Genomic DNA, 23032 nt, shown 5'->3' with positions numbered 1-23032 from the left:
CGCCGCCGCGGCCTCAGGTCCGGATGAGCTGGCCTATGTCCACGCCGCGTGGAGCGACATCCGCGCGCGGTTCAATATCTCCGATACCAACGCCATCTATCCGACCGGCTTCGGCAAAGGCGCGTCGATGGCGAACCAGCTCGCCATGATGGGGCCGGTGATCGGCTACCTGGCGCCGATCAGTGCCGTGGCGGCGATCGACGGTGTCGCCGAGCCGGCGATCTTTGCGCTGCCCAAGACCGAGTATCGGTTCCCGGCCACGCCCGGCGCAGTGCAACGGTCCGAGGCCACGCCATACGGCCGCTCGCTGCCGCCGACCGCGATGTCCGTCTGGCAAATCACAACCAGGCCCGGCACCACGCTGAATCAGCAGGTCGACTACTGGAAGCAGATGAACAAGGTCGACGCCGCGGCGGTGCCGGCCGGCGACGGGTTCTTCTATACCACGGTCCACCGCAACGCCGACAACCCCTTCCAGGAAGTCCGGGTATCGACGGCGAAGGAACCCGCCTTGTCCGGCAAGGCGTTGAGCGAATATCTGTGGTCCAACATGTTCAGCAAGGTCATCCGCTTCAAGAATGACGACCGCGTGAATGGGACCCTGGTCGCCTTCAAGACCGAGGAGGAGCTGGGCCTGAAGGAAGTCACCCGCGCCTTCTCCGACGCAGCGGGCGGCGAGCGCCGCTATCTGACCTACCTGCCCAGCAACTACGAGGCCCTGGCGGCGGCCGGCAACGGACTTCCGCTGGTGTTCAACTTCCACGGTATCCGCGGGTCGGCATGGTGGCAGGCCATCAACACCGACTTCATTGCGGCGGCCGAGAAGAACGGCTTCATCGCGGTCTTTCCGCAAGGGCTCAATGCGGTCTTCTCGTCCGAACTGACAGAGAACACGGCCAAGGTGAACTATGACGTGCAGTACATCCTGGAATTGATCGACCAGCTGAAGCGCGAATACAAGGTCGACACCACGAGGATCTTCGCTTCCGGCGTCTCCGCGGGAGCCATGTTCACCAACCGGTTGATCGTCGAGTATCCGCAGATCTTCGCTGGCGCGGCGCCTTGCTATTCCGGCTCCTTCTCGGCGGCGGTGTACAACAACTACCGGAACTACCCCCAGATCAGGACGGACGTCCCGATCCCCGTATGGCAGTGCCGCGGCGGCACCGAGGCGGACAACACCTTCCCCAATGGAGCCGCGGGCCAGGAAGCAGCCCGCCGCTTCTGGCGAGTCGTGGTCAACGGACATGCCGATGCGGCCTCGGAAGAAGAAGCGGTGCCCACCCGGACCGCCACCTACGGACCGGAGGACCGCCGGCATGTGAAGTACTTCACGGGCGCAAAGGCCGACTACGCCTGGCAGGTCACCGACTTTGTGCCGCACTTCTGGCATCCCGGCGGCCAGGCCGAGCTGATGTGGACCGAGATGTTCGCGAAATACCGCCGCAACGCGGATGGGACGCTGTCCACGCTGCCGTAACCGCGCGGACATGAGCTGAGTTCGAACGGGAGGACTCGGTGGCTCTGCGGCCGGATCGCCATGGCGGCCGGCCGCAGGTGCGGATCGATTCGCCGCTGGCGCTGTTGCCCGACGCCCTGGAAGACGAGGATGTGCTGGAGATGGTCAATGCGGGCTTGCTCCGGGTGGTGGTGATGGACGGGTGGAAGGCGGCAACGTGAGCCCGAATTCTCCCCAACACGAAGCTCCGCAGTGGCTACGGGGTGGCGGCCGCCAGCAGCGTGTCGTCGTCCGGCGACTGTCGCAGGGTCTTAGACAGGGCGGCCGCTTCCGCGAAGGCCTTCTCCTGCGGGCTCGGACCTTCCGCGGCAGGCTTGCCCCCGAGGAAGCAGTCTTCCAGCGAGACATCGTCCGGAACCAATACCGGTCAACCGTGCTACATTCTTCGACCCGAGGCCGCCATCTGTCGCACTTACGGCGGAGCAACAACATGACTGATACGCCGGAACTGACCAGGCACCAGACGCTGGTGCTGGATGCCCTGTCGCGAGCGGAGGCGCCTGCCAGCGCCTACAGCCTGCTGGACCAACTGCGCGAGCAGGGGCTGCGTGCGCCGCTGCAGGTCTATCGGGCGCTGGAAAAGCTGATGGAGTACGGGCTTGTCCACCGCGTGGAGAGCCTGAATTCCTTCGTCGCCTGCGCCCATCCCCACGAGCACAAGCTCGAGACCGTGGTCTTCGCCATCTGCGACAACTGCGGGCGCGTCGACGAGTTTTCCGATGCGGCCATCGAGCGGCGCCTGAAAGGATGGGGCAAGGACCACGCCTTCAGGATGCACTCGGCCGCCATCGAGATGCACGGTACCTGCGGCAATTGCAGTGCCGCATAGGGTCTGGCGCGCGGCAGTTCTCCTCAGAAGTCCATTCGCATGCTGACCGCCACGGTCCGCCCCGGCGCGGTGTAGGCGGACAGCCGCGCGTCGTTGCCCGACAACTGGCTCACGCTCGCCCAGTCGTAATACTCGCGATCCAGCACGTTGTAGACGGCAAGATTGAGCGTGGCCTGCTTGCCGATGCGCCAGTACGCCGTCAAGTCCATGGTGGCGTAACTCGAGGTCGTCAGCGGTACCGGCGCGGTGGGCCCGGTCTGCGCCAGCAGCTGATTGACGCGGGTCTTCGCGGCGACGAAGTTGCCGATCAACTGGCCGCCAAACTGTCCGCCCTGCTTGTCCCACCGCAGCCCCGTCGCCAGTCGCGCCGGCTGGATGGTATTCAGCGGCTGGTCATTGCTCTTGTCGTTGCCCATGGACCATTGCAGCGCGCCGAACAGGCGCCAGCGATCGGTCGCGTCGATCCAGTTGTTCAGCAGCAGCTGGCCTTGCGCTTCGATGCCGTAGATCTCCACCTCGCCGATATTGCGGGACTGGAACCGCCGGATCCCGCGCGGCCCGCCGCTCGCGCCCGGCGGAATGAAGGCGATCATCTCCGTGCTGATGAAGTCGGTGTAGCGGTTGTAGAACGCCGATAGTGCATAGGAGCCGGCGCTGGTCGCACCGCGCATGCCGACCTCGATGCCGCGGCTCTTCTCCGGCTTCAGGTTCGGCGCGGGGATGAAGTCGTGGATGAAGGTCGCCACTGGCACTTGACCGATCCGGTTCAGCTGATCGTAGGTGGGCATCCGGAAGCCGGTGACGTAGTTGGCGAACAGCACCTGACGCGGACGCCATTCCCAGGTGACGCCAAGCCGCGGGGTCCAGGCGCCCTCGGACAGCGCCACTGGCGTGCTGCCGGCCACATTGGCGTTGGCGAACAGCGGGTCGGGATTGGGAGACAGCTTGAAGTAGTCGTAGCGCAGTCCCGGCGTAATGCGCAGGCGGCCATCACCGAAGGCGATCTCGTCCTGCACGAACACGCCGATATTGCGCACATCGGTATCCGGCGCGATCCTGCGCGGATAGACCTCGCCGTCAATGACATTGCTGGCGCCGCCGCTGGCCGTGCGCTGCAGCCCGTCGTTGTAGACGCTGACGGACTTCGACACGACATCGAGGCCGGTGATCCAGCGGTGCGTCAGGCTGCCAGTCCGGAGGCTGCCGTCCAGCTGTGCGCTGCCGGACCATTGCGGCTCGCGGTACGACAGCAGACTGTCGCGCAGCAGGACGGGGGACGCGCCTGGCGGCTTGCGATTCTCCCAGGTTCGCTCCTTGCTCGTGCTGCGCTGATAATCGGCCTGGACCGAGAACCGGTCGAACCATGCACCCGAGGGCGCGTAGCGGTAAGCCAGTCCGAGCCGGTCCCGTACGCTGTCGTCATCGGCGCGGCTGCCGTTGATGCGGGACCCGCCGGCGATGGGGCCAAGCAGCGAGCGCTGGTCCGTGCTGATCGACTGCTCGTAGTGCTCGCCCGTCAGCGTCACCGTGTGCGCCGCGCCGATATCCAGCACCGACTTGACCAGCAGATTGCGCTGTTGCGTGTCCTGCGGGTTCGGATGCAGCGCGCTGTCGTCATGGTTCTCCAGCTCATGGCCATTGCGCGCCGTCACCCCGATCAGGTTGCGGGTTGCGCCCGCGCGGAATGCGACATTCGCGTTGGCCCAGCGACCGTTGTCGGCCCCGTCATAGCCGAGCGAAGCCGAGCCGCCCAGGGACGTATCCGCGTCGAGAAAGTCGTCCGGTGACAGCGTGCGAAACAGCACGACGCCGGCCAGGGCGTCGCTACCGTAGAGGCTGGATGCGGGCCCGCGCAACACCTCGACGCGGCTCAAGGCAAGCGGGTCCAGCTTCAGCTGCCCGAGATTGGCGCCGGCAGCGGCGTGACCGCCTGGCAGGCGCACGCCATCGACAAACATTGCCAGCCGCTGCCCGCCGATGCCGCGCACCTCGATGCCGGCTTCTCCGCCGCGACCCCGCGGCTCGCGCTTGACCGCGATACCCGGCTCGTAGCGGAACAGCTCCCGAAAGTCCGACGCCACGGTCTCCTGCATCTGGCTGCGCTCGATGACGGACACCGTAGCGGGCGTTGTCAGGGCCGACGCCGGGCGGCGTGCCGCGCTGACCACGACTGCAGGCAGCTCGCTACTCGTGCTGGCGCCCGCCGGGTCCGCCCCGTGCGCAGACTGCGCCAGGCACGGGCCGCCCACCGTGGCGGCAAATGCCCCGATGGCTGTGGCACGCAGCCGTATCGATCGCGCCATGATTTCTCCCGATGTTATGTTGTTACATTCCGAAAAGAGTCGGGATGATATAACATTACATTCGAAAAAGGACGGGGAGCAGTCGATTGGCGATGGGGAAGGTGGGAATGCCGGGGATACCGGGCAAGCGGACGGTTATCGTCCTGGTGGCCGCTGGTGTGGCGGCGCTGTCGTGGCTGGTGTGGACTGCGTGGCTGGCGCCGACCCGCATCGCGCTGGTCAACTATCCCGAATTCCAGGTTGCCAGGATCGTCAAGGCGGCCGGCGGTGCCTTCGTGCGGGTCGAGCCGCTGGCGCAGGAGCGCCTTGGCCGGGCGCCCCGATACGATCTGGTGCTCGTCTTCGGCCGCGGGCTGAAACTGGATGAGGAGGCGCAAGCGCAATTGCGCGACGCCGGCCGCGCCGGCACGCCGGTCTACGTCGATGGCGCGACCAACCCCGGTCACGACGGACTGACCACGCTCCAGGGCGCCGACCGGGAAGCGGTGGCCGCGTACCTGCGCGGCGGCGGTTCGGTCAACTATGCACGGCTCATTGGGCATGCGCGGCGCGCGCTCGACGGCAAGGTTCTGTTCGCTGGCGCCAGCGGCCCGCCACAGCCGGTTCCGCAGGATGTCTTCTTCCACCTGGATGACGAAGCCCTGTTCACCGACTTTGCGGCCTTCGAAGCGTGGCTCCGTCAGCGGCCTGGCTGGAAGCCGGGCCGCCCGCGCCTGGCCTTGTTGACCAGCGTGCCGGGGCCCTTCAATGCCAACCGCGATCACGTCGATGCGGTCATCCGAGCCTTCGAGGCGCGCGGCTTCGACGTCGTGCCCATCGCCGCCATGCGCAAGCGGCTGGCCTTGCTGCAGGCAGCCGATCCGGCTGCGGTCGTCTACATGCCCCATGGGCGCCTCGCGGCGGGGCAGGGCGACGATGCCCGGCAATGGCTCGCGTCGCGTAACATCCCGCTGTTCGCGCCGCTCACCGTGTTCGAAGAGGCCGACGCCTGGCGGGCCGACCAGCGCAGTTTCGACGGCGGCCTGCTGACCATGTCGGTGTCCTTGCCGGAAGTCGATGGCGCTGTCGCCCCGATGGCGATTGCCGCGCAGTTCCGCAACGAAGACGGTCTGCGTGTGTTTCGCGCCTTGCCACGACAGCTGGACCGGTTCGCCGATCTGGTCCAACGCACCGTCGCGCTGAAGGCCAAAGCCAATGCCGACAAGAAACTGGCGATCTACTACTACAAGGGCCCGGGTCAAAGCGCCCTGACGGCCGGCGACCTGGAGGTCGTGCCCTCGCTGTATGCGCTGCTGCAACGCCTGCAGGCCGCCGGCTATCGCGTGCAGAGCCTGCCGCCGACGCTTGACGAGTTTGCCGCGCTGCTGCAGCGGCGCGGCCCAAACATCGGTCCTTACGCCAAGGGGGACTTCGCCGCATTCCTGCGCGATGCCGATCCGGCCCGGGTCCCCGCTGCGACGTTGCAAGGCTGGTGCGGCAAGGTCATCGCCCAGGCGCTGTGCGATCAGGTGTCGCAGCGGTATGGCGCCGCGCCGGGCAGCTATCTGAGCGCCAACGGCGAGGTCGCGGTCGCGCGCGTGCCGCTGGGCAACATCGTGCTGCTGCCGCAACCGTTGCCTGCCGTGGGCGAAGACACCTTCAAACTGGTGCACGGCACCGACGAGGCGCCCCCCTGGCCTTACCTTGCCTCCTACCTGTGGACGCGGGAAGAGTTCGGCGCCGACGCCGTGATGCACTTCGGCACGCACGGCAGCCTGGAGTTCACGCCGCACAAGCAGGTCGCGCTGACCGAGCTCGACTGGTCCGATGCGCTGATCGGCGGCCTGCCGCACGTATACCTCTACACGGTGGGCAACGTCGGCGAGGCGATGATCGCCAAGCGGCGCGGCTACGCCACCATCGTTTCGCACCTGACGCCGCCGCTGCGCGAGGGCGGGGTACAACCGGCCTATGCGGTGCTCAACGATCGGGTACAGGTCTGGAGCGCGGCGCAGAGCCCTCCGCTAAAGGCCGAGTATGCCCGTGACATCCAGCGGCAGGCCATCGCGCTGAACTTGCATCGCGATCTGCGCCTGCCCGCCGATGCGCGGTGGAGCGACGCGCAGCTGGAGCAGCTGGCCGACCATATGGAGGCGGTTCGCGACGCACGCGTTACCGAAGGCCTGTACACCCTGGGCAAGTCCTACACGCCACGAGGCCTTGGCAGCACGGCCGGGCTGATGGGACTGGACGCGCTGGTGCAGGCGCTCGCGCAGCTGGATGCCGTGCGTGGCACCGTGCCGCGCGAGCGGCTGGAACAGGCGGAATGGGTCAACGCCACCTACCGGCCGCGCGCGCAGGCGCTGATTGCGCAGCTGGAGCGCGGCATGCCCGCCGCGCAGGTACTGGCGGGCGTCGTCTCGTCCGACCAGCTGCTGCGCGCGCGGGAATGGCGAGCGGCACAACAGCGTGAGGCATCCGGGCGCAGCGGCGGGCGTCCGAGGCCAGTGTCTGCCGAAGACGGTGCGGGAGACACCCCCGCACGGGAAGGCAAGGAGGCTGACACGCACCGCGTCGTGCTCACACTGCACGAGACGCTGCACGCCATTCCGGGCCACCGCACCCGGCTGGCCGAGAGTCCCGCACGCGAACTGGCCGCGCTTGAAAATGCGCTGGCCGGTGGCTTCACCCTGCCGTCGACCGGCGGCGACCCCGTGATCAACGCTGCGGCTGTGCCGACCGGCAACAATCTGTTCTCCATCGATGCGGAGAAGACACCTTCCGAGCAGGCCTGGACGGTGGGCGTGCGCCTGGTTGACCAGTTGCTCGCCCAGCATCGCGCCGCGCATGGCGGACAGTGGCCCGACAAGGTGGCGGTGACGCTGTGGGCCGGCGATTTCATCCACACCGAGGGGGCCGGCATCGCGCAGGTCCTGTATCTGCTCGGCGTCTCGCCGACGCGCGATCCGTTCGGACGCGTCACGGGCCTGCGCCTGATTCCCCGCGAGCAGCTGGGGCGACCGCGCATCGACGTGGTGGTGCAGACCTCCGGACAGCTGCGCGATCTGGCTGCCTCCCGCCTCTCCCTGATCAACCAGGCCGTGTCGATGGCGGCCCAGGCCCGCGAGAGCGACAACGCCGTGGCCGCCAGCGTGCAGGCGGTGGAGCGCCAGCTCAAGGAGCGTGGCGCGGCGCCCGCGCAGGCGCGGCGTTACGCCGCCGTGCGGGTGTTCGGCGGCGTCAACGGCAACTACGGCAGTGGCATCATGGGAATGGTCGAAGCGGGCGACCGCTGGCAAGACCGCGCCGAGGTCGCCCGCACCTACCTGCACAACATGGGCGCGGCCTTCGGCGAGGGCGACCTGTGGGGTGCCTTCGAGCCCGGCGCTTTCGAGGCCGCGCTGGCCGGCACCGACATGGTGGTGCAGCCACTCGAATCGAACACCTGGGGTCCTGCCTCGCTCGATCATGTCTACGAGTTCATGGGCGGACTGAACCTAGCCGTGCGGGAAGTCACGGGGCAGGACCCTGCCGCGTATTTCAGCGACTACCGCAACGCCTCGCGGCCGACGGTGCGCGAAGCCGGGCAGGCCATCGCCGTGGAGACACGCGCCACCCTGCTCAATGACGAGTACATCCGCGCGATGACCCCGGGTGGCGCCTCGTCGGCCGAGCGCTTCGCGGAGACCTTCCGCAACCTGTTCGGCTGGAACGTGATGAAGCCTGACGCGATTGCGCCGCAGCTGTGGGACGCGCTGGACGACACCTATGTCCGCGACACGCACAATCTTGGCGTGCGTGCATTCTTCGAGCGGACCAATCCCTTCGCACTGCAGGAGATGACGGCGGTCATGCTGGAGACCGCCCGCAAGGGGTACTGGCAGCCAGGCGCCGACCGGTTGCGCGACATTGCGCGGCTCCATGCCGAGCTGGTTGCGCGGCACGGTGCAAGCGGCACCGAGTTCGTCAACGACAACCGGGCGCTGCGCCGCTATATCGCGGAACGGCTGGAAGGCCCCCTGCGCGACGGCTATGGCGACGCCCTGCAGCGTGCGAACGACGGCGCGCCGATCGCGTCGGAGAAGGGCCTGGTGCTGCGCAATGCCGACAGTGCGCCCGCCGCGCCCCCATCGCGGGAAACACCGGCCAGCAGCCCGCGGTCGTCTCCGCAGAAGGGCGACGGCGCTTCATCCCCGCGCCCCGGCGCTGCCGCTGCCGCCACGTTCGTCGGTTTCGCGCTCGCCCTGGCGGCGCTGGTGCTGTGGCTGCGCCGCCGCCATCTGCGCGGCGGCACGGATCGATGAGCGCAAGTGCAACGGTGCTGATGCTGCTGGCCGCCTGTTGCCTGGCGCTCGCGCTGGTGCAGGCCGCCGAGTGGCGGCGGCCATTGCTGCTCGCGCTGAGCGTTGCGATCGGAGGCGCGCTCGCGGCCAGCGGCGAGCTGGCAAGCCAGACCAGCATGGCGAGTCTGCTGCACTGGGCGTCCGAACCGGCGCGCCGCCTGGATCTGGCGGCGTTGCTGCTGGCCGAGGCGCTGCTGTTCGGCGCGCACGCCGTCAGGACCGCGCAAGGGGAAGCCGGGCTTGCGTGGCGATTGCTGGGCCTGCTGCCGCCACCTTCGCTGCTGCTGTCCTTGTTCCTCGCCCTGGTCGGGCTGATGCTGACGGTCGACGGTATCGACTTCGCAGTCCTGTCGTGGCTGTTCGCCCTCGCCAGCGCCGCGGGCTTTGCCGTAGGCGCCTGGTGGCTGCGCTGGGCCTTGCCCGACGCGGCGCTGCGAGGCGCCTTGCGCGTCGGCTTGCATGGCGTGCAGGCTGCCGCCGGGCTGTGGCTTGCTCGTCCCCCGTTCCCGCCCGCAGTCGACCCGGTGCCATGGTTCGGCGACCGGCTCGCCGTCACGGGCGCCGCCATCGCCTTGCTTGCCGTGGTCGGCTGGGTCCGGCAGCGACGGCAGGGGACCCTCGGCCGCTAACCGCGCGGGGACCGCTCGTCCTCTGCCGCTCCACACATCCACTCATCCACGCATCCCACCGCGGAATCCGGAATCCCCCATGGAAGCCCTGATACAAACCCTCTCCTGGATCTCGACCGCACTGCAGGTACCCGTCGTCGTCGCGATCCTCTATCTGCTCGTGCGCGGCCTGCTCGCGCTCGGCGAGTTCTTTGGCCGCTGGACGGGTCGGCTGCGGCGCTCCCGCGAGCAGCAGCGCCCGCTTGCCACGCTTGCCATCGGCGAACTAGCCGCAGCGCTTGGCGCGCACGGTGCGCGGCGCCCGGATGCACTGCAGTCCGCCATTGAATCGCTGCGGCAGGCGCCCGCGGATGCCGCCTGGCACGACAGGGTGCTGACCGAGTTCGAACTGGAAGCGGACCGCAAGCTGGGCCTGCTGCGCACCATGACCCGCATCGGCCCGCTGCTCGGACTGATGGGCACGCTGATTCCGCTTGGCCCGGCGCTGGTCGCGCTGGCAAGCGGCGATATCGCCGTGCTCGCACGCAAGATGGAGGTCGCCTTCGCCACCACGGTGGTGGGCCTGGTCATCGGCGCGATCGGCTTTCTGCTGCATCAGGCGGCGCAACGCTGGGCGATGGACGATCTGTCGCTGCTCGAGTATGTCAGCTCGCGCCTGCGGGGGGCGCCATGAGCCGGCGCCGTTCTCTACTGCGCGGCGGGGGACTTGGCCGGGACAGCGACGACATGGACCCGCTGGGCTTTCTGATCAACCTGTTCGACGTGGCGCTCGTCTTCGCGCTGGCGCTGATGATCGCGCTGGTATCGAACCTGCGCATCGCCGATCTGATCACGTCGCAGGACTTCACCGTGGTCAAGAACCCGGGAAGCGCCAACATGGAGATCATCACGCGCGAGGGCGGCAAGGTGTCGCGCTATGTCGCCGGCGACGACAAGGCGGGGAGTCGACAGGGCCAGCGGGTCGGCACGGCCTACCGGCTCGACAGCGGGGAGATCATTTATGTGCCGGAGGACACGGCAGCCACGACAGCACCGGATAGGCGGTAGCCAGAATGCCGGGCAAGGGATTCGGGCGGTCGGCAGGCCGAAAGGTCGAGGTATCGGTTCAAGTTGCGGGCAACATTGGACCAATCGGCCAGGTATTTGCTAGAGTTGGATGATTCACTATAAAAATCAACGACTCGGGCCCTCCTCGGACCGAGTCTCACAATTCATCCATGAGACGCCACCCTCGGTACTTCGGCTGGAACATCGTTGCGGCCGCCACCTTGCTCACGACACTGACCGTCGGCATGCGTCTGGGTATAGGTCCGTTCTTCCTGCCGATGGTGGAAGATCTCGGCTTTAGCCGCAGCCTGCTGGCGGCGATCATCGCCATCGGAATGTTGTGCTATGGACTGGCGATGCCGCTGGCCGGCTATCTGGTCGGGCGGTTCGGCACACGTTTCGTGCTGTTGCTTGGCACGGCAATCGTGGTCGCCTCGGTGATCTGGACGGTAATGGCCCGCACGCCGTTCTCCTTCCTGCTTGCGTTCGGCGTGCTGCTGTCGATAGGCCTGGGCTTCACCAGCCCGGTGGCGCTGACACCGATCATCAGCCGGTGGTTTACCCGCCAGCGGGGCATGGCGCTGTTCTTCCTGTCCACCGGCTCGATGGCGGGGATGGCGATCCTGACGCCGGTCCTGACCTCGTCCATCAGCGGAATCGGTTGGCAATCGACCCTGGTGGCCTTCGCCGTGCTGTTCACCGCGATCACGGTGCCCGCAGCGCTTTTCGTCATGCGCGAGCAGGCGCCGCCCAATACCGACCTGCTGCCTGAACAGATCGCCGCGGAAGCTGCGGCGCCAAGGGCAGCACCATCGAGCCTCTCATTCAGCGCTGCCGTCCAGACCTCGCCATTCTGGAAAATCGTGATCGGCCTCTTCGCTTGCGGTTTCAGCATGAATCTGCTCGGCACGCACGGCGTGCCCATGCTGATGGACCATGGTTTCGATGCCATGACAAGCTCGTACGGCGTCGGCCTCATCGGCCTTGTCGCCATTCTCGGCACGCTGGTCCTTGGCCGACTGTCCGACGGCGTGCCGCGAAGGAATATCCTCGCCGTCATCTACTTCGTTCGTGGCCTCGGCTTCTTTGCACTGCTGGTGGTCGGTACGCACTGGGAGCTGTACATTGCCGCCGCAATCGGCGGCATGGTCTGGGCGGGAAGCATCGCCACGTCTTCTGCGATGCTGGCCGACATCTATGGCGTGCGGCTGGTCGGCGTCATGTACGGCACCGCCTACCTCGGTCACCAGATCGGCGCCATGCTCAGTTCGTGGCTCGGAGGCTGGGGCTTCGAGCAGTTCGGTACCCACTGGGTCGCGTTCGGAAGTTCGGGTGTTCTTCTTCTGATTGCTGCCGGCGTTTCCCTGCAATTGCCGCTGAAGGGCTTCACGTTGATGGCACCGGCGGCGCCGGCGAGGGGCTGATAGCGACCCGACGCTGGGACTTCGATGGCGCTCGACAACACTGACCGCCGGGGGCGCGCTACTCCCTTGAACGCTGCCGGCGCATTCTGTGTGAATTCGGGACTTCAGGTCGAGGCGCTGTTCGAGCGCTGAGGCCTGGTCCAGTGCGCCGGCCGCGCTGTCGCCGAGCGCGCGGTCGGGCGGCGCCGGAATGTCAGCGGGTCAGGGGATGGGCGAGAAAGAACCGCAGCATTTCTGCGCTGGCGTTCGGACCTTTGGGATCGGTGTAAGTACCGTCAGTATGTCCCCCCGCCCAGGCGTGGCCGGCGCCGTGGATCAGCCAGTATTCTGCCTCGACGCCGCCGACCGATGCGCTTGTCTCGCGGGTGTAGGCGCGGCCGGCGCCAGCGTGATTCCGCTCCGTCTGTCTGCGCTGCTGTTCTTGTCGATATGGCTCGATCAGCCGCGCACCGTTGGATTGACACACCGTCTGGTCCGCATCCCCATGGAAAACGATCATGGGGCGTGCCGGCTTCGCCGGCCGGGCCACGCCCCGCCTCGAAGGTCCAACTCCATTGCCCCCCTTCATTGCGGCGAGCGCGGAGGGCAGGTCGTGCGCGCAACCTGCGGGAAGACCGGAGTGGACACCCGCCGCTGCGAAGAGATCCGGATAACTCTGGATCATCACGGCTGCCATTGCTCCACCGGCAGACAATCCGGCGACATAGACACGCTCTCGATCCACGCGATGGCTGCCCATGACCTCGCGCGTGATGCCAGCAATGATCGACGGCTCGCCGTGGCCGGTTTTTTGATCGCCTGGACGAAACCAGTTCCAGCATTTCGACGGGTTGGCGGCCGAAGATTGAATCGGGTACGTCACGATGAAGCCAAGCTCGTCCGCAAGGGCGTTCATGCGAGTGCCCCTGGCGAAGTCGTCGGCATCCTGGGTACATCCATGGAGCATGACGACCAGCGGCAATGGCTCGGCGGAGACATTGCCGGCGGGCATGTAGACCTTGTACGAGCGCTGCCCAGCGTGGTTGGCGAAGGTATGCTGGGAGAAATGCCCCATCGCCCTGGCCGGTCGTGGGGCGCTTGATTCGTCAACCGTGATGGGACGTTCCGCGTCGTCCGAATGCGGCATCTGGTTGGTCAACAGCGATTCGACGACTTGGGCTGGCATCGGCGCACGGAACTCGCCCATGCCGCCAGCGGGCGAGTGATGGCCGAGCGTGCGCTGGATGGCTGCGGTCGCCTCCATCGGGCCTGCCGTTTGCAGCAGGTGCATGGCCTCACGCATCGAGGCCAGGAAGGCGTCGTTCATTTTCATTGAGCTTCTCTCCAATCTGGCGAACCAGAGTGCGGCGAAATTGCCGCGTACTACCGTATGCGTCCCGCCAGCGCCGCCTTTACGGCGGCAGAAGCCTGAAAGACGCCCAACACTTCGACAGAAGCGACCGTCGCCGACGCCAACTCAGGACTCACGTCCGGTGCAATGCTGGCCAGACCGAGCACCTGGATGGCGAGCTTCTCGTTCGCTTTCAGGGTCGCCTCCAGATCCTGTTTCGAGAAATGATGCAGGCCGAGCACCAGCTTGCGCCGCGTCACGGTCTCCTGTATCGCCTGACCATGGATGGCCAGCTGATTGCGGATCGCGGTGCGGATAAGGTCGGTTCTATTCGAGTAGAAGCCTTCCGCGACCAGCAGATCGATCTGCCCGAGGTCCACCGGCCCAAGGTTGATGGTGATCTTCTCCGTGTCGCCGCCTTTCGGCCTGACCAATTCGATATGTGGTTTATTAGGCATTTGTATTTCAATCTAGCAGTTCCCCGACCCAACCCTGCGCAGGGTAGTGACCGTCAGACCCGACCATCCGGCTACCATCCTGTCACCATCCGTATGGATGTTATACGTGACCAACGGCCGGCAGTCAACGTGCGATCTGCATTGGCCTTCCCAATCCACATGTCGTAGCCGAATCGACTATCCTTCACTGGCCAATAGGCTCGCGCCTGCCACTGGCGGGCGCGGTTCCCCTACAACAACGATAGTCAGGAGACCCGATGCGCATCGCTTGCAGGCGGCCTGCGGCCGCCCTCGTCCGCACTCGCAGCTCAGGCAGTATCTCCAGCAGTCTCTCCCGCCGTCTTTCCCTCGACATCCCCCGCGCCCTATCGCCCGGGCTCGCCCTCGCCGTCATGCTCGCCACCGGCAGTTCCGCCGGGTTGGCCGCGCCGCCCACCTCCGACCGCTTCGCCGCACCGGGCCTGGAGAAGCCCGCGAGCGTTCTGATCGACCGCTGGGGCGTGCCGCATATCTACGCCGGCACGCTGTACGACGCCTTCTACGCGCAGGGCTTCATGGCGGCGCGGGATCGGCTGTGGCAGATCGACCTGTGGCGCAAGCGCGGGCTCGGGGAGATGGCCAAGGATTTCGGTCCCGCCTATGTCGACGGCGATCGCATGGCGCGCGCGGTGCTGTATCGCGGCGACATGTACCGGGAATGGCTCGCGTATGGTTCGGATGCCAAGCGCGTAGCGGAGGCCTTCGTCGCGGGCGTCAACGCCTACGTCGCACTGACCGAGACGCAGCCCGATCTGCTGCCGCCCGAATTCAGGCAGCTCGGCTACAAGCCGTCCCGGTGGCGGGCCGAGGACATCGTCCGCATCCGGCATCACGGACTGACACTGAACTTCACGGGCGAGGTCGATCGCGCGCAGCTGTATTGCCAGGCCCGTGAGTTCGGGCCGCGCGCGGACTGGCTGCGACGCGAGCTGGATCCACCGATCACCCCCAGGCTGCCCGACGGGCTGGACCCATGCCAGATTCCCGCCGCCGCGCTCAAGCGCGCCTACTCGCTGGCGACTGCCGCCGCGAACTTCCCCAAGGAGGCGTGGAGCAAGGCCGGTGCAAACGACATACCGGTGGAACAGCTGTATGCGGTGGTGGATGCGAACAGCGATACCGCGCGCAGCTACGGCTCGAACAACTGGGTCATCGCCGGCAGTCGCACCGATACGCGCCGGCCCATCCTGGCGAACGATCCGCACCGCTCGCATGGCGCGCCAAGCCTGCGCTATATCACGCATCTGAACGCGCCGGGGTTGTCGGTCATCGGAGCAGGGGAGCCGTTCCTGCCCGGTATCTCGATCGGGCACAACGGCACCATCGCCTTCGGCCTCACCCGGTTCTACATGGATCAGGAAGACCTCTACGTCTACGAGACCGATCCCGCCCAGCCCAAGTCGTATCGCTACCGCGGGCGCTGGGAGCCGATGGAGACGGTGACCGAGCAGATCGAGGTCAAGGGCGAGGCGCAGCCGCGCACGGTGTCCATCGACTTCACGCGCCATGGCCCGGTGCTGCATCAGGACGACGCGACCCAGCGCGCCTGGGCGCTGCGCGCGGCCTGGCTCGATATCGGCATGGCGCCGTACTTCGGCTCGATGGACTATATGCGCGCCACCAACTGGGACCAGTTCCGCGCGGCGATGAATCGCTGGGGCGCCCCGGGCGAGAACCAGGTCTATGCGGACCGGCAAGGCAATATCGGCTGGATTCCGGGCGGCCTGACCGTGATCCGTCCGAACTGGGACGGCCTGTTCCCGGTACCGGGCGACGGGCGCTATGAGTGGGGCGGCTATCGCAATATGGACGAACTGCCCTGGTCGCTCAATCCGGCTGCCGGCTATATCGTCACCGCCAACGAGAACAATATTCCGCCCGATCACCCGGCCGCGCAGCTCGGCGTCGGCTATGAGTGGAGCGACAGCTCGCGTGCGCGCCGGCTCAAGAGCCTGGTAGGGGCCGCATCGACCAGCTCGCTGCGCGATTCAGTGGCCTGGCAGAACGACACGGTGTCGCTGCCGGCTCAGCGCACGCTGGCCGTGCTGCGGGGCATCGACGACAGGGCGGCAACGGCACCCCTGGGCGCCGACGCACAGGTACGAAAGGCGCTAGGGCTGCTGCGCGGCTGGGACGGCAATCTACGCGCGGACAGCGTGCCGACGGCCTTGTTCGAGATCTGGTTCAGCAATCATCTGCGCTCGGCAGTGGTGCGCGCCGCGTTGCCCGAGGACGCAGCAAAGCTGGTGGGCGCCGGCGATGCCTCAAGGGTGCTCGCCGTACTTGAGCAGCCGGATCCGTGGATGCCAACCGCCCGCCGCGACGAGGTCCTGCTGACGTCGCTGAAGGCGGCGATGGCGGAACTGGAGCGCCGCTCGGCCTCGCCGGAGCAGCTTGCCACCTGGGGCACCCTGCACCGGGCGGTGTTCCGTCATCCGCTGACGCCGATTCTCGACGCGGAAACACTGGCGCGCTACAACGTGGATGCCGGAGGTATCGGCGGATCGTCCTTTACGCCGATGAATACCGGCTACCGCAACAGCGACTATCAGCTGACTTCCGGCGCGTCCTTCCGCATGGTGCTCGATGTCGGCGAATGGGACCGCGCGCGCGTCGTCAACACGCCGGGACAGTCGGGCGATCCGGCCAATCCCCACTACCGCGATCTCGCGCCGCTCTGGGCGCGGGGAGAGACCTTTCCGCTGCTGTACTCGCGCAAGGCCGTCGAGCGGGCGGCGGAACGGCGCATCGAGCTGGTGCCGCGCTGAACAGTGCAGGCCGGGGCAGGGCGCAATGTGCGCGCTGTCCCGGCACTGCGCGGCCTGCGGAAAGAAAACGCCCGATGCAACGGCATCGGGCGTCGTCCTTCAGCAATGGCTTGCGTGCGGTGACTGCGGCTCGACCACGGTCACCTTCGTGGCGATTACGAGCCGACCTTCAGCCGGCCGCCGCGGCCAAGACCGCCTTTCACTTCCTGCGCCTTGTAGTTGCGCAGCGAGACGACCATGTTGTTGTAGGCGTCCATGAATGCCGCTACGGTGGCCTTGCCTTCCGGCGTACGGGAGAAGCCGCCCAGGCCGCCGGCCGTGCTACCGCCGAACGCGCCGAGCGCGGCGCCGAAGTTGGTTGCCGTCGAGTTGCCTTCCGAGATGGATACCTGCACGCCCGAGCGAATGTCGAACATGGTCAAGGTCACGACCGATGCCTTGCTCTGCATGGCGCCGCCAACGAGCGCGCCGACATTGCCGAACAGGCTGCCAACGCCTGCTGCCAGCTGGCCGGTCGAGTCGTTGTCGATGATGATCGCCGGCTCCATGTAGTAGTCGGCGGCGACGCGCTGGCCTTTCTGCTGGCGCGAGCCGGCACGGAATTCACCGGAATTGCGCTGCTTGTCGGTAATCGCGGACAGCTTGCTTTCCGTACGGTTGTTGCCGATCGAAGTAATGACGAAGCAGTTCGACTGCTGCACGGCCAGGCGGATCAGCGGCTCGATGGTCGTGATCTTGGTCGCTGCGCCAAAGCTCGCGTACCACTCCTTGCCCCGGCCGTCATCCACCGCCAGCGTGCCAAGAGGGGCATCGCAGCGCTCCAGCGAGGCATTGGCATTCACGCTGGTGGCGCCGCCCGCGGCGCCGGTCGCTGCCGTGGGCGCCGTGCCAGTGTTGATGACGCCGCCGCCGGGCGTGACACAGCCGGCCAGAGCCAGGGACGCGGCCACCACGGCCATGCCCAGAGAAGTCGTCTTCGACATGAAAAAAATCCCGTTCCTGTTGATGTAATGATTGGAAGTGCAGGCGATGCCTTAGGGGAGATACCAGCCGGACGGACCCCATACCCAGTAATACGGCGCGCTGCCGTACCAGGTGATCCAGGACGTCCGATACGCTTCGCGTACCTCATACGCTAGCTGCTCGTCCTTCTTCGCTTCCCGTGCCTTCGGCAGCAGCTTCGTGGCCTCCGCGCTTCCCTTGGCTGCGGCACGCATCAACCAGCTCTCCGCTTCAGCGGGATCCGGGCCCATTTCCTCCAGGCCCATCAGGTAGATCCGCCCGAGGGCCAGCTGCGCCTGTGAATGGCCGTTGTCGCCGGCCTTGCGCAGCCATTCCAGCGCCGCATGGCTGTTGCGCTCCACGCCGTCGCCGCGCAACAGCCGCAAGCCGACGTCATAGGCGCCATTGGCGTCCCGTTCGGCAATCCTTGTCAGCGCCTGCAGCCGTTCATCGTCCTGGCTTGCCTCGATAGGCATGGACGCGACGCGCCGGTCCTGGTCGGCACAGGCGTTGCCGTTGCAGACCCGCACCGTGGAAGGCCGGGCCAGCTGTGCCTCCGGGGCCTGTGCGGCGCAGCCAGCGAGGCCGAGCCATGTCGTGAGCAGCAGTGAGCCGGAAAGACGCATAGGAGGATGGGCAGGGGGAGCTGACGCGCCGGCGCGACAACGTTGAGTGGGGAAAAGGTACAATCAATCACAATTCTACATGTAATGTATCGTGCACACACAGCTTTCCCCAGTGGCTGTTGCAGGAATGCCAATGGCGATGTTCCTCTTGTGATCTGGGGGAGCAGCCGCGGTTTCGACCAAGGCTGGCAGTGTTGGCGCGCCCCTCTACCAACGGAGTTTTCGAAGCGATGCAGACCGAGGACGATGCCCGCACGGCGGCAGAAAAGCTGCGTCAGCTGATACTGAAAATGGGGCTGGCTGACGAGAGCATCGATCCCCTGGTGGCAGGACAGGACGTGGAGCAAAAGCAAAGAGACGCCATCGACGGAGCCATTGCTTTTGCTCGCGAGAAGGTCATTCCCAAATATGCAGCCGCCAATACCATCCTGTCGCATGACGGCGGGAGGGCGCGCCGCGGTTTCGACTTTGAGTGCAATCGCTTGTGGCAGCGGGGCGAACGGTTCTACCTGGAAAGCCTGGGGCGGCCCATGTCACCGTTCGCCGACTTTCTTGCCGACCCTGCCAACGCCAACGTTCGCCACGATCTCCATGCAGCGCTTTCGAGGCAGTTGCATGAGGTTGGCGCCCCTCGCCTGATGCAGCACGAGGCGCCGGGCGACGACCTCTATCTGATCGTCTATGACGCCATGCTCTCCGCGACGTCCGCGCAGGCCATAGAGCGAATGGCGGACACCGGCCGGGCACCGGTGGACGGCTGGCACGGGCACTTTGCGGTATTCGGCCTGATCCTCCAGGCTCGCGACGCGGCCCGGCAAGGAAACATGGAGCTGGCCTACTCGTTCCTGCTCGATGCCAACCATCTGCTTGGCATGCAGGAGGGAACGCGATACGTGCTGGACAACGTCACGGAGATCGCGGTCAAACGCCGGGCCAAGGTCAACGCCGCCAGGAGCCGCCAGTTCGCGGAGGCCGATAAACTGCGCGCGCTCGAACTGTTCTATGAATTGCGGCCCCGCGACGAGCACGGCAAGCCGCGGCGCTGGAAAAGCGCCGAAGCGGCCGCCGAAAAGGTATGGACCCGCCTTGTACAAGAAGCGGGGGAGCGGGGTCGGAACGAACCCGACATCAAGGACAGCACGGTCCTCAAGGTCTGCCAGCAACTGCATCGGCGTGACAAGAAGGGATCGAGCCTCGATATACACGTCGAAGCCTTCAGTACTGACCTGGACCCGGACCGCGCCCCCGAGAAGGCAGGGGATTAGTCGCCGTCATCATCGGTCCGGGGATCGGAGATCACAAGGTCCCATTCCCCCGAGGTGACCGACCCGACGAGACGATCCGGATCGTATTGCGCCGGACCGAGATGGGCTTGAAAGCCATGGCGGCTCAGGGTATTCAGGGCCCGGCGATCCGGCTCGCCACTCGCGTCCCGGGCATACGCGCGGCATAGCTGCTCGGCACGCTCGACCCTGGCCTGATGCTCGCGAGACAGGGCAGCAAATACCGGCTCCGAATTGATCGGGTCGCCTTCATTGTCGCCGGCGGGGCGCGGAATATCCGCGATCTGTCGCAGCGCCGCGATCACTTCACGGCTGGTTGGACGCTCATACATGGGTTGGCTCCTGTCGGGAATCGAGTGGATGACAGGAGCGAGATTGCCGCCTGGAGTCGCCCGGCGCCAGCAGTTTGCTCAGCAAACGATTCTTCGCCCATGGGTCGGTGAACCCCAGGATTGGCGACCGGCCGCGCTGTGGCGGCCCGTCTTCACAAATGCATGAGGATGTTGACCAGCCGGCCAAACGGGTCGCGGACATAGAATCGGCGCACGCCCCACGGCTCGGTGACTGGACCATACTCGATGGCGATACCGGCCGCCTCCACCTTTGCCAGGACCTCCTGCAGATTATCGACTTCGATGGACAAGTCGGGCAGTGCGGTTCCCGAGCCGCCTTCGATGCCAATACCGACCTGGGTCAGCGCCTGGGCGTCGCTCGCGTAGGTCACGAGCCAGCCATGATCCATCACCACCCGCATGCCAAGGATGTCGCCATAGAAAGCGGCTGCATCGGCCGGTGTGGTGGCAAGAATGTTCGCGACAATGCGTTTCACAGTCATGGCGGGCCTCGTTCTGCAGGCAAACATTGTAGGAGAGGCTGGTCTTCTGCAAGATGGAGCCCCGCTCGAAAGCGGGGCTGCGCCGTCAGCGGCTGAACGCCGCCTGCAGATCGGCCTGGCTGGATATTCCGCTCTGCAGCAGCAGCATCAGCAGAATCCGGGCCTTGGCCGGCTTCAGGTCGTCCGCCATCACCGCCCCGGCGTCGGAGGTGGTCTTGCCCCCACCGGCGAAGCCGTAGTTCGGCAGCACGCGTCCGTTATGCACCCGCGTCGAAATCACGACCGGGACCTTCTTCGACAGCGCGTACTTGACCGCCTCGAACATCGGCTCGTTCATGTTGCCCATGCCCAGCGCCTGCACCACGATACCCTTGACGCCGCGGTCCACCGCGTCGCGCAGCGCCCTGCCGTCCGCGCCGCCGTACATCGCCACGATTTCCACCTCGGGCATCTTGTCGGTCTGGATCGGAACATGCAGGCGGCGTGCGGGCGTGGTCGCGTAGATCACGCGATCCGGATAGACCTCGCCTATAAAGCCGAAGTCGCCCGAATTGAACGTCTCGACGTTCGCCGTGTGGGTCTTGGTGACGTAGCGCGCGGCGTTGATCTGGTTGTTCATCGCCAGCATCACGCCCTTGCCCCTGGACTGCTCGTCGACGGCAATGCGGGCGGCATTGAGCAGGTTGCGCGGTCCGTCGAAGTCCGGCGACGACGCATTGCGCTGCGCGCCGATCAGCACGACCGGCTTGTCCGAGCGGACGGTCAGGTCCAGCCAGTACGCAGTCTCTTCAAGCGTATCGGTGCCATGCGAGACGATAACCCCGGCGACGTCGGGGCGGTCGAGCGACGCCTGCACGGCCTTCGTCAGCGCGATCCAGCGGGGCGGATCCATGTAGTCCGACGGGACATTGGACAGGTTGTTGACCTGGATGCTGGCGTACTTGCCGATGTCGGGAACCGTGGCAAGCAGATCGTCGCCGGAAATGGCAGGCACCGGCGCTTTCTTGACCGGATCGATCTTCATCGCGATGGTGCCGCCGGTGGCGATGAACTGCACCACCGGCTTGTTCTGTGCGAAGGCGGTAGCCGATGCGAACATCAGCATGCTGAGCAGGGCGCGGCTTGGCTTCATTCGAAGTCTCCTCTGAGGTGGATGCGCGCATCGCAGCCAGAAGGCAGTGCGATACGGGCCCACTCATTCAGGCACATCTGGCCACGCCGCGCCATCCGGAGTTTCGAGGCTAGCCGTGCGCGAATCGGGCAGCGGTCATTGTCCGTTCAGATAGCCCAATGCTGCCAGCGTGAGACTCTTTACGCCGATTCCCAGTGCCGCCTCGTCGAAATCGAAGCGCGGCGAGTGGTTCGGACCGACTTCGCGATCCTTCGGCTTGCCGCCCAGCATGAAGAAGAAGCCGGGGGCGATCTTCTGGAATTCCGAGAAATCCTCGGAGCCGGTGACCAGCGGTATTTCCACGGTCTGGGCAGCACTACGCAGCAGCGGCACCGTGCGCGCGGTCAGCTTGGCGTCATTGACCGTGACGCTGTATTCCGACGGTCCGAAGCTGACTTCCGCCTTGGCGCCGTTGGCGGCAGCGGTCGACTGCGCGATCAACTGGATGCGCTTCTTGGCGTCGGCGCGCATGGTTTCGTCGTAGGTGCGCAGGGTGCCCAGCATTTCGACCGACTCGGGCACGATGTTCTCCCGGTTGCCGCCGTTGATCGCGCCGATCGAAAGCACCGCTGGCTGGGTCGAGATGTTCAGTTGCCGGCTGACCACGGTTTGCAGCGCAGTGATCATCTGCGCCGATGTCACGATGGGATCGACGCCTGCCCAGGGCATCGCACCATGGGTCTGGCGGCCGTTGACCTGGATGCGCAGGCTGTCCGAGCCGGCCATCGTGGGGCCGCTGCGCCAGCCGATCACCCCGGTCGGAATCATCGACGAGATGTGCAGGCCGAAGATCGCGTCCACCTTTGGCTTGTCCATCACCCCTTCGGCGATCATGGCGCGGGCGCCCCACAGCTGGCCCGGCTTTACCGGCGCCTCGGAGAACCCTTCCTCCGCAGGCTGGAAAATGAACTTCACGGTCCCTTGTATCTGGTCCTTCATCCCGGCCAGCACCTCGGCCACCCCCATCAGGATCGCCGTATGGGCATCGTGTCCGCAGCCGTGCATCACGGGTGTGTCCTTTCCCATATGCCTGGCCACGGCCCTGGAGGCGAACGGCAGGCCGGTCGCTTCGGCAATCGGCAGGGCGTCCATATCGGCTCGCAACGCCACCACCTTGCCCGGCTGACCGCCTTTGAGCAGCGCGACCACGCCGTGACCGCCCACGCCGGTCGTGACCTCCATGCCGAGCGACTTCAGATGCGCTGCGACCATGGCTGCGGTGCGGGCTTCCTGGCCCGACAACTCGGGATGCTGATGGATGTCCCGCCGCCAGTCGACCACCCGCTGTTTGACGGCGGCGACGCGCCCGTCCAGCCCGCTGGCGCCGGGAGCGCCCTCAGCAACGGCAAGAGCGGAGGATGAGGCCGCCAACAGTGCCGCAATGATGGTCATGTTCAAGCCTGCTGCAATTGCTGGTCGTTTCATGGTGCCTACCGGGACGAGGATG

Annotated in this window: 20 protein-coding genes; 10 read left to right on the top strand and 10 right to left on the bottom strand. The window is 66.2% G+C overall.

All coding sequences use genetic code 11. The features are described from left to right. Positions 1-127: 127 nt before the first annotated feature. Both K6V06_RS08985 and K6V06_RS08980 read left to right on the top strand, forming a co-directional pair. On the top strand, positions 128-1480 hold the full coding sequence (locus tag K6V06_RS08985; protein WP_222242317.1) for a PHB depolymerase family esterase: 1353 nt from the start codon (positions 128-130) through the stop codon (positions 1478-1480). 38 nt (positions 1481-1518) lie between these two features. Then, positions 1519-1680, top strand: coding sequence for a hypothetical protein (locus K6V06_RS08980; protein WP_222242561.1), 162 nt, complete (start codon positions 1519-1521; stop codon positions 1678-1680). Between the two features lie 35 nt (positions 1681-1715). Here K6V06_RS08980 and K6V06_RS08975 read toward each other — a convergent pair whose 3' ends face one another. Further along, positions 1716-1880 (bottom strand): hypothetical protein, encoded by a 165-nt coding sequence (locus K6V06_RS08975; RefSeq protein ID WP_222242315.1) that lies wholly within the window; start codon positions 1878-1880, stop codon positions 1716-1718. 69 nt (positions 1881-1949) lie between these two features. Here K6V06_RS08975 and K6V06_RS08970 point away from each other — a divergent pair, with 69 nt between their 5' ends. Then, positions 1950-2348 carry a Fur family transcriptional regulator gene (locus tag K6V06_RS08970; RefSeq protein WP_222242313.1) on the top strand — a complete coding sequence of 133 codons (399 nt, stop codon included), beginning with the start codon at positions 1950-1952 and terminating at the stop codon, positions 2346-2348. A gap of 23 nt (positions 2349-2371) precedes the next feature. On the opposite strand, the gene K6V06_RS08965 is transcribed toward K6V06_RS08970, so the two are convergent. Continuing rightward, positions 2372-4651 (bottom strand): TonB-dependent hemoglobin/transferrin/lactoferrin family receptor, encoded by a 2280-nt coding sequence (locus K6V06_RS08965; RefSeq protein WP_222242311.1) that lies wholly within the window; start codon positions 4649-4651, stop codon positions 2372-2374. Between the two features lie 92 nt (positions 4652-4743). On the opposite strand from K6V06_RS08965, the gene K6V06_RS08960 reads away from it, so the two are divergent. The 5 genes from K6V06_RS08960 (at position 4744) to K6V06_RS08940 (ending at position 12073) form a co-directional block, all read left to right on the top strand. Continuing rightward, complete coding sequence (locus K6V06_RS08960; RefSeq protein ID WP_222242309.1) at positions 4744-8934, top strand: cobaltochelatase subunit CobN; 4191 nt, start codon at positions 4744-4746, stop codon at positions 8932-8934. Further along, positions 8931-9602, top strand: coding sequence for a hypothetical protein (locus K6V06_RS08955; RefSeq protein WP_222242307.1), 672 nt, complete (start codon positions 8931-8933; stop codon positions 9600-9602). Before K6V06_RS08960 ends, K6V06_RS08955 begins: the two co-directional genes overlap by 4 nt. Positions 9603-9681: 79 nt before the next feature. Further along, positions 9682-10275 carry a MotA/TolQ/ExbB proton channel family protein gene (locus tag K6V06_RS08950; RefSeq protein WP_222242305.1) on the top strand — a complete coding sequence of 198 codons (594 nt, stop codon included), beginning with the start codon at positions 9682-9684 and terminating at the stop codon, positions 10273-10275. After that, on the top strand, positions 10272-10649 hold the full coding sequence (locus tag K6V06_RS08945) for a DUF2149 domain-containing protein (protein WP_222242304.1): 378 nt from the start codon (positions 10272-10274) through the stop codon (positions 10647-10649). The genes K6V06_RS08950 and K6V06_RS08945 overlap by 4 nt, the downstream gene beginning before the upstream one ends. A gap of 170 nt (positions 10650-10819) precedes the next feature. Further along, on the top strand, positions 10820-12073 hold the full coding sequence (locus K6V06_RS08940; RefSeq protein ID WP_222242302.1) for an MFS transporter: 1254 nt from the start codon (positions 10820-10822) through the stop codon (positions 12071-12073). Positions 12074-12266: 193 nt separating this feature from the next. Here K6V06_RS08940 and K6V06_RS08935 read toward each other — a convergent pair whose 3' ends face one another. Both K6V06_RS08935 and K6V06_RS08930 read right to left on the bottom strand, forming a co-directional pair. Continuing rightward, positions 12267-13385 (bottom strand): PHB depolymerase family esterase, encoded by a 1119-nt coding sequence (locus tag K6V06_RS08935; RefSeq protein ID WP_222242300.1) that lies wholly within the window; start codon positions 13383-13385, stop codon positions 12267-12269. 50 nt (positions 13386-13435) lie between these two features. Then, complete coding sequence (locus tag K6V06_RS08930; RefSeq protein WP_222242298.1) at positions 13436-13861, bottom strand: CopG family transcriptional regulator; 426 nt, start codon at positions 13859-13861, stop codon at positions 13436-13438. Positions 13862-14253: 392 nt separating this feature from the next. Between K6V06_RS08930 and K6V06_RS08925 the strand changes: the two genes are divergently transcribed. Beyond that, on the top strand, positions 14254-16668 hold the full coding sequence (locus tag K6V06_RS08925; protein ID WP_222242296.1) for a penicillin acylase family protein: 2415 nt from the start codon (positions 14254-14256) through the stop codon (positions 16666-16668). Positions 16669-16823: 155 nt separating this feature from the next. Here K6V06_RS08925 and K6V06_RS08920 read toward each other — a convergent pair whose 3' ends face one another. Next, positions 16824-17651 carry a penicillin-binding protein activator LpoB gene (locus tag K6V06_RS08920; protein ID WP_222242294.1) on the bottom strand — a complete coding sequence of 276 codons (828 nt, stop codon included), beginning with the start codon at positions 17649-17651 and terminating at the stop codon, positions 16824-16826. Positions 17652-17702: 51 nt separating this feature from the next. Further along, positions 17703-18296, bottom strand: coding sequence for a tetratricopeptide repeat protein (locus K6V06_RS08915; protein WP_222242292.1), 594 nt, complete (start codon positions 18294-18296; stop codon positions 17703-17705). 230 nt (positions 18297-18526) lie between these two features. On the opposite strand from K6V06_RS08915, the gene K6V06_RS08910 reads away from it, so the two are divergent. After that, positions 18527-19561, top strand: coding sequence for a hypothetical protein (locus tag K6V06_RS08910; protein ID WP_222242290.1), 1035 nt, complete (start codon positions 18527-18529; stop codon positions 19559-19561). Here the strand turns inward: K6V06_RS08910 and K6V06_RS08905 are convergent. The 4 genes from K6V06_RS08905 to K6V06_RS08890 form a co-directional block, all read right to left on the bottom strand. After that, on the bottom strand, positions 19558-19911 hold the full coding sequence (locus K6V06_RS08905; RefSeq protein WP_222242288.1) for a hypothetical protein: 354 nt from the start codon (positions 19909-19911) through the stop codon (positions 19558-19560). The two genes, K6V06_RS08910 and K6V06_RS08905, sit on opposite strands and share 4 nt — an antisense overlap. 152 nt (positions 19912-20063) lie before the next feature. Further along, positions 20064-20414 carry a VOC family protein gene (locus K6V06_RS08900; RefSeq protein ID WP_222242286.1) on the bottom strand — a complete coding sequence of 117 codons (351 nt, stop codon included), beginning with the start codon at positions 20412-20414 and terminating at the stop codon, positions 20064-20066. An 85-nt stretch (positions 20415-20499) separates the two neighbouring features. Next, positions 20500-21546, bottom strand: a complete 1047-nt coding sequence (locus K6V06_RS08895) for an asparaginase (protein ID WP_222242284.1) — start codon at positions 21544-21546, stop codon at positions 20500-20502. Positions 21547-21681: 135 nt separating this feature from the next. Further along, positions 21682-23010: an amidohydrolase gene (locus K6V06_RS08890; protein WP_222242282.1), complete on the bottom strand. Its 1329-nt coding sequence runs from the start codon at positions 23008-23010 to the stop codon at positions 21682-21684. Positions 23011-23032: the final 22 nt, after the last annotated feature.

This window comes from Cupriavidus sp. AU9028, assembly GCF_019795295.1.
Classification (GTDB): Bacteria; Pseudomonadota; Gammaproteobacteria; order Burkholderiales; family Burkholderiaceae; genus Cupriavidus.
This window is presented reverse-complemented; position numbering and strand designations above follow the sequence as displayed.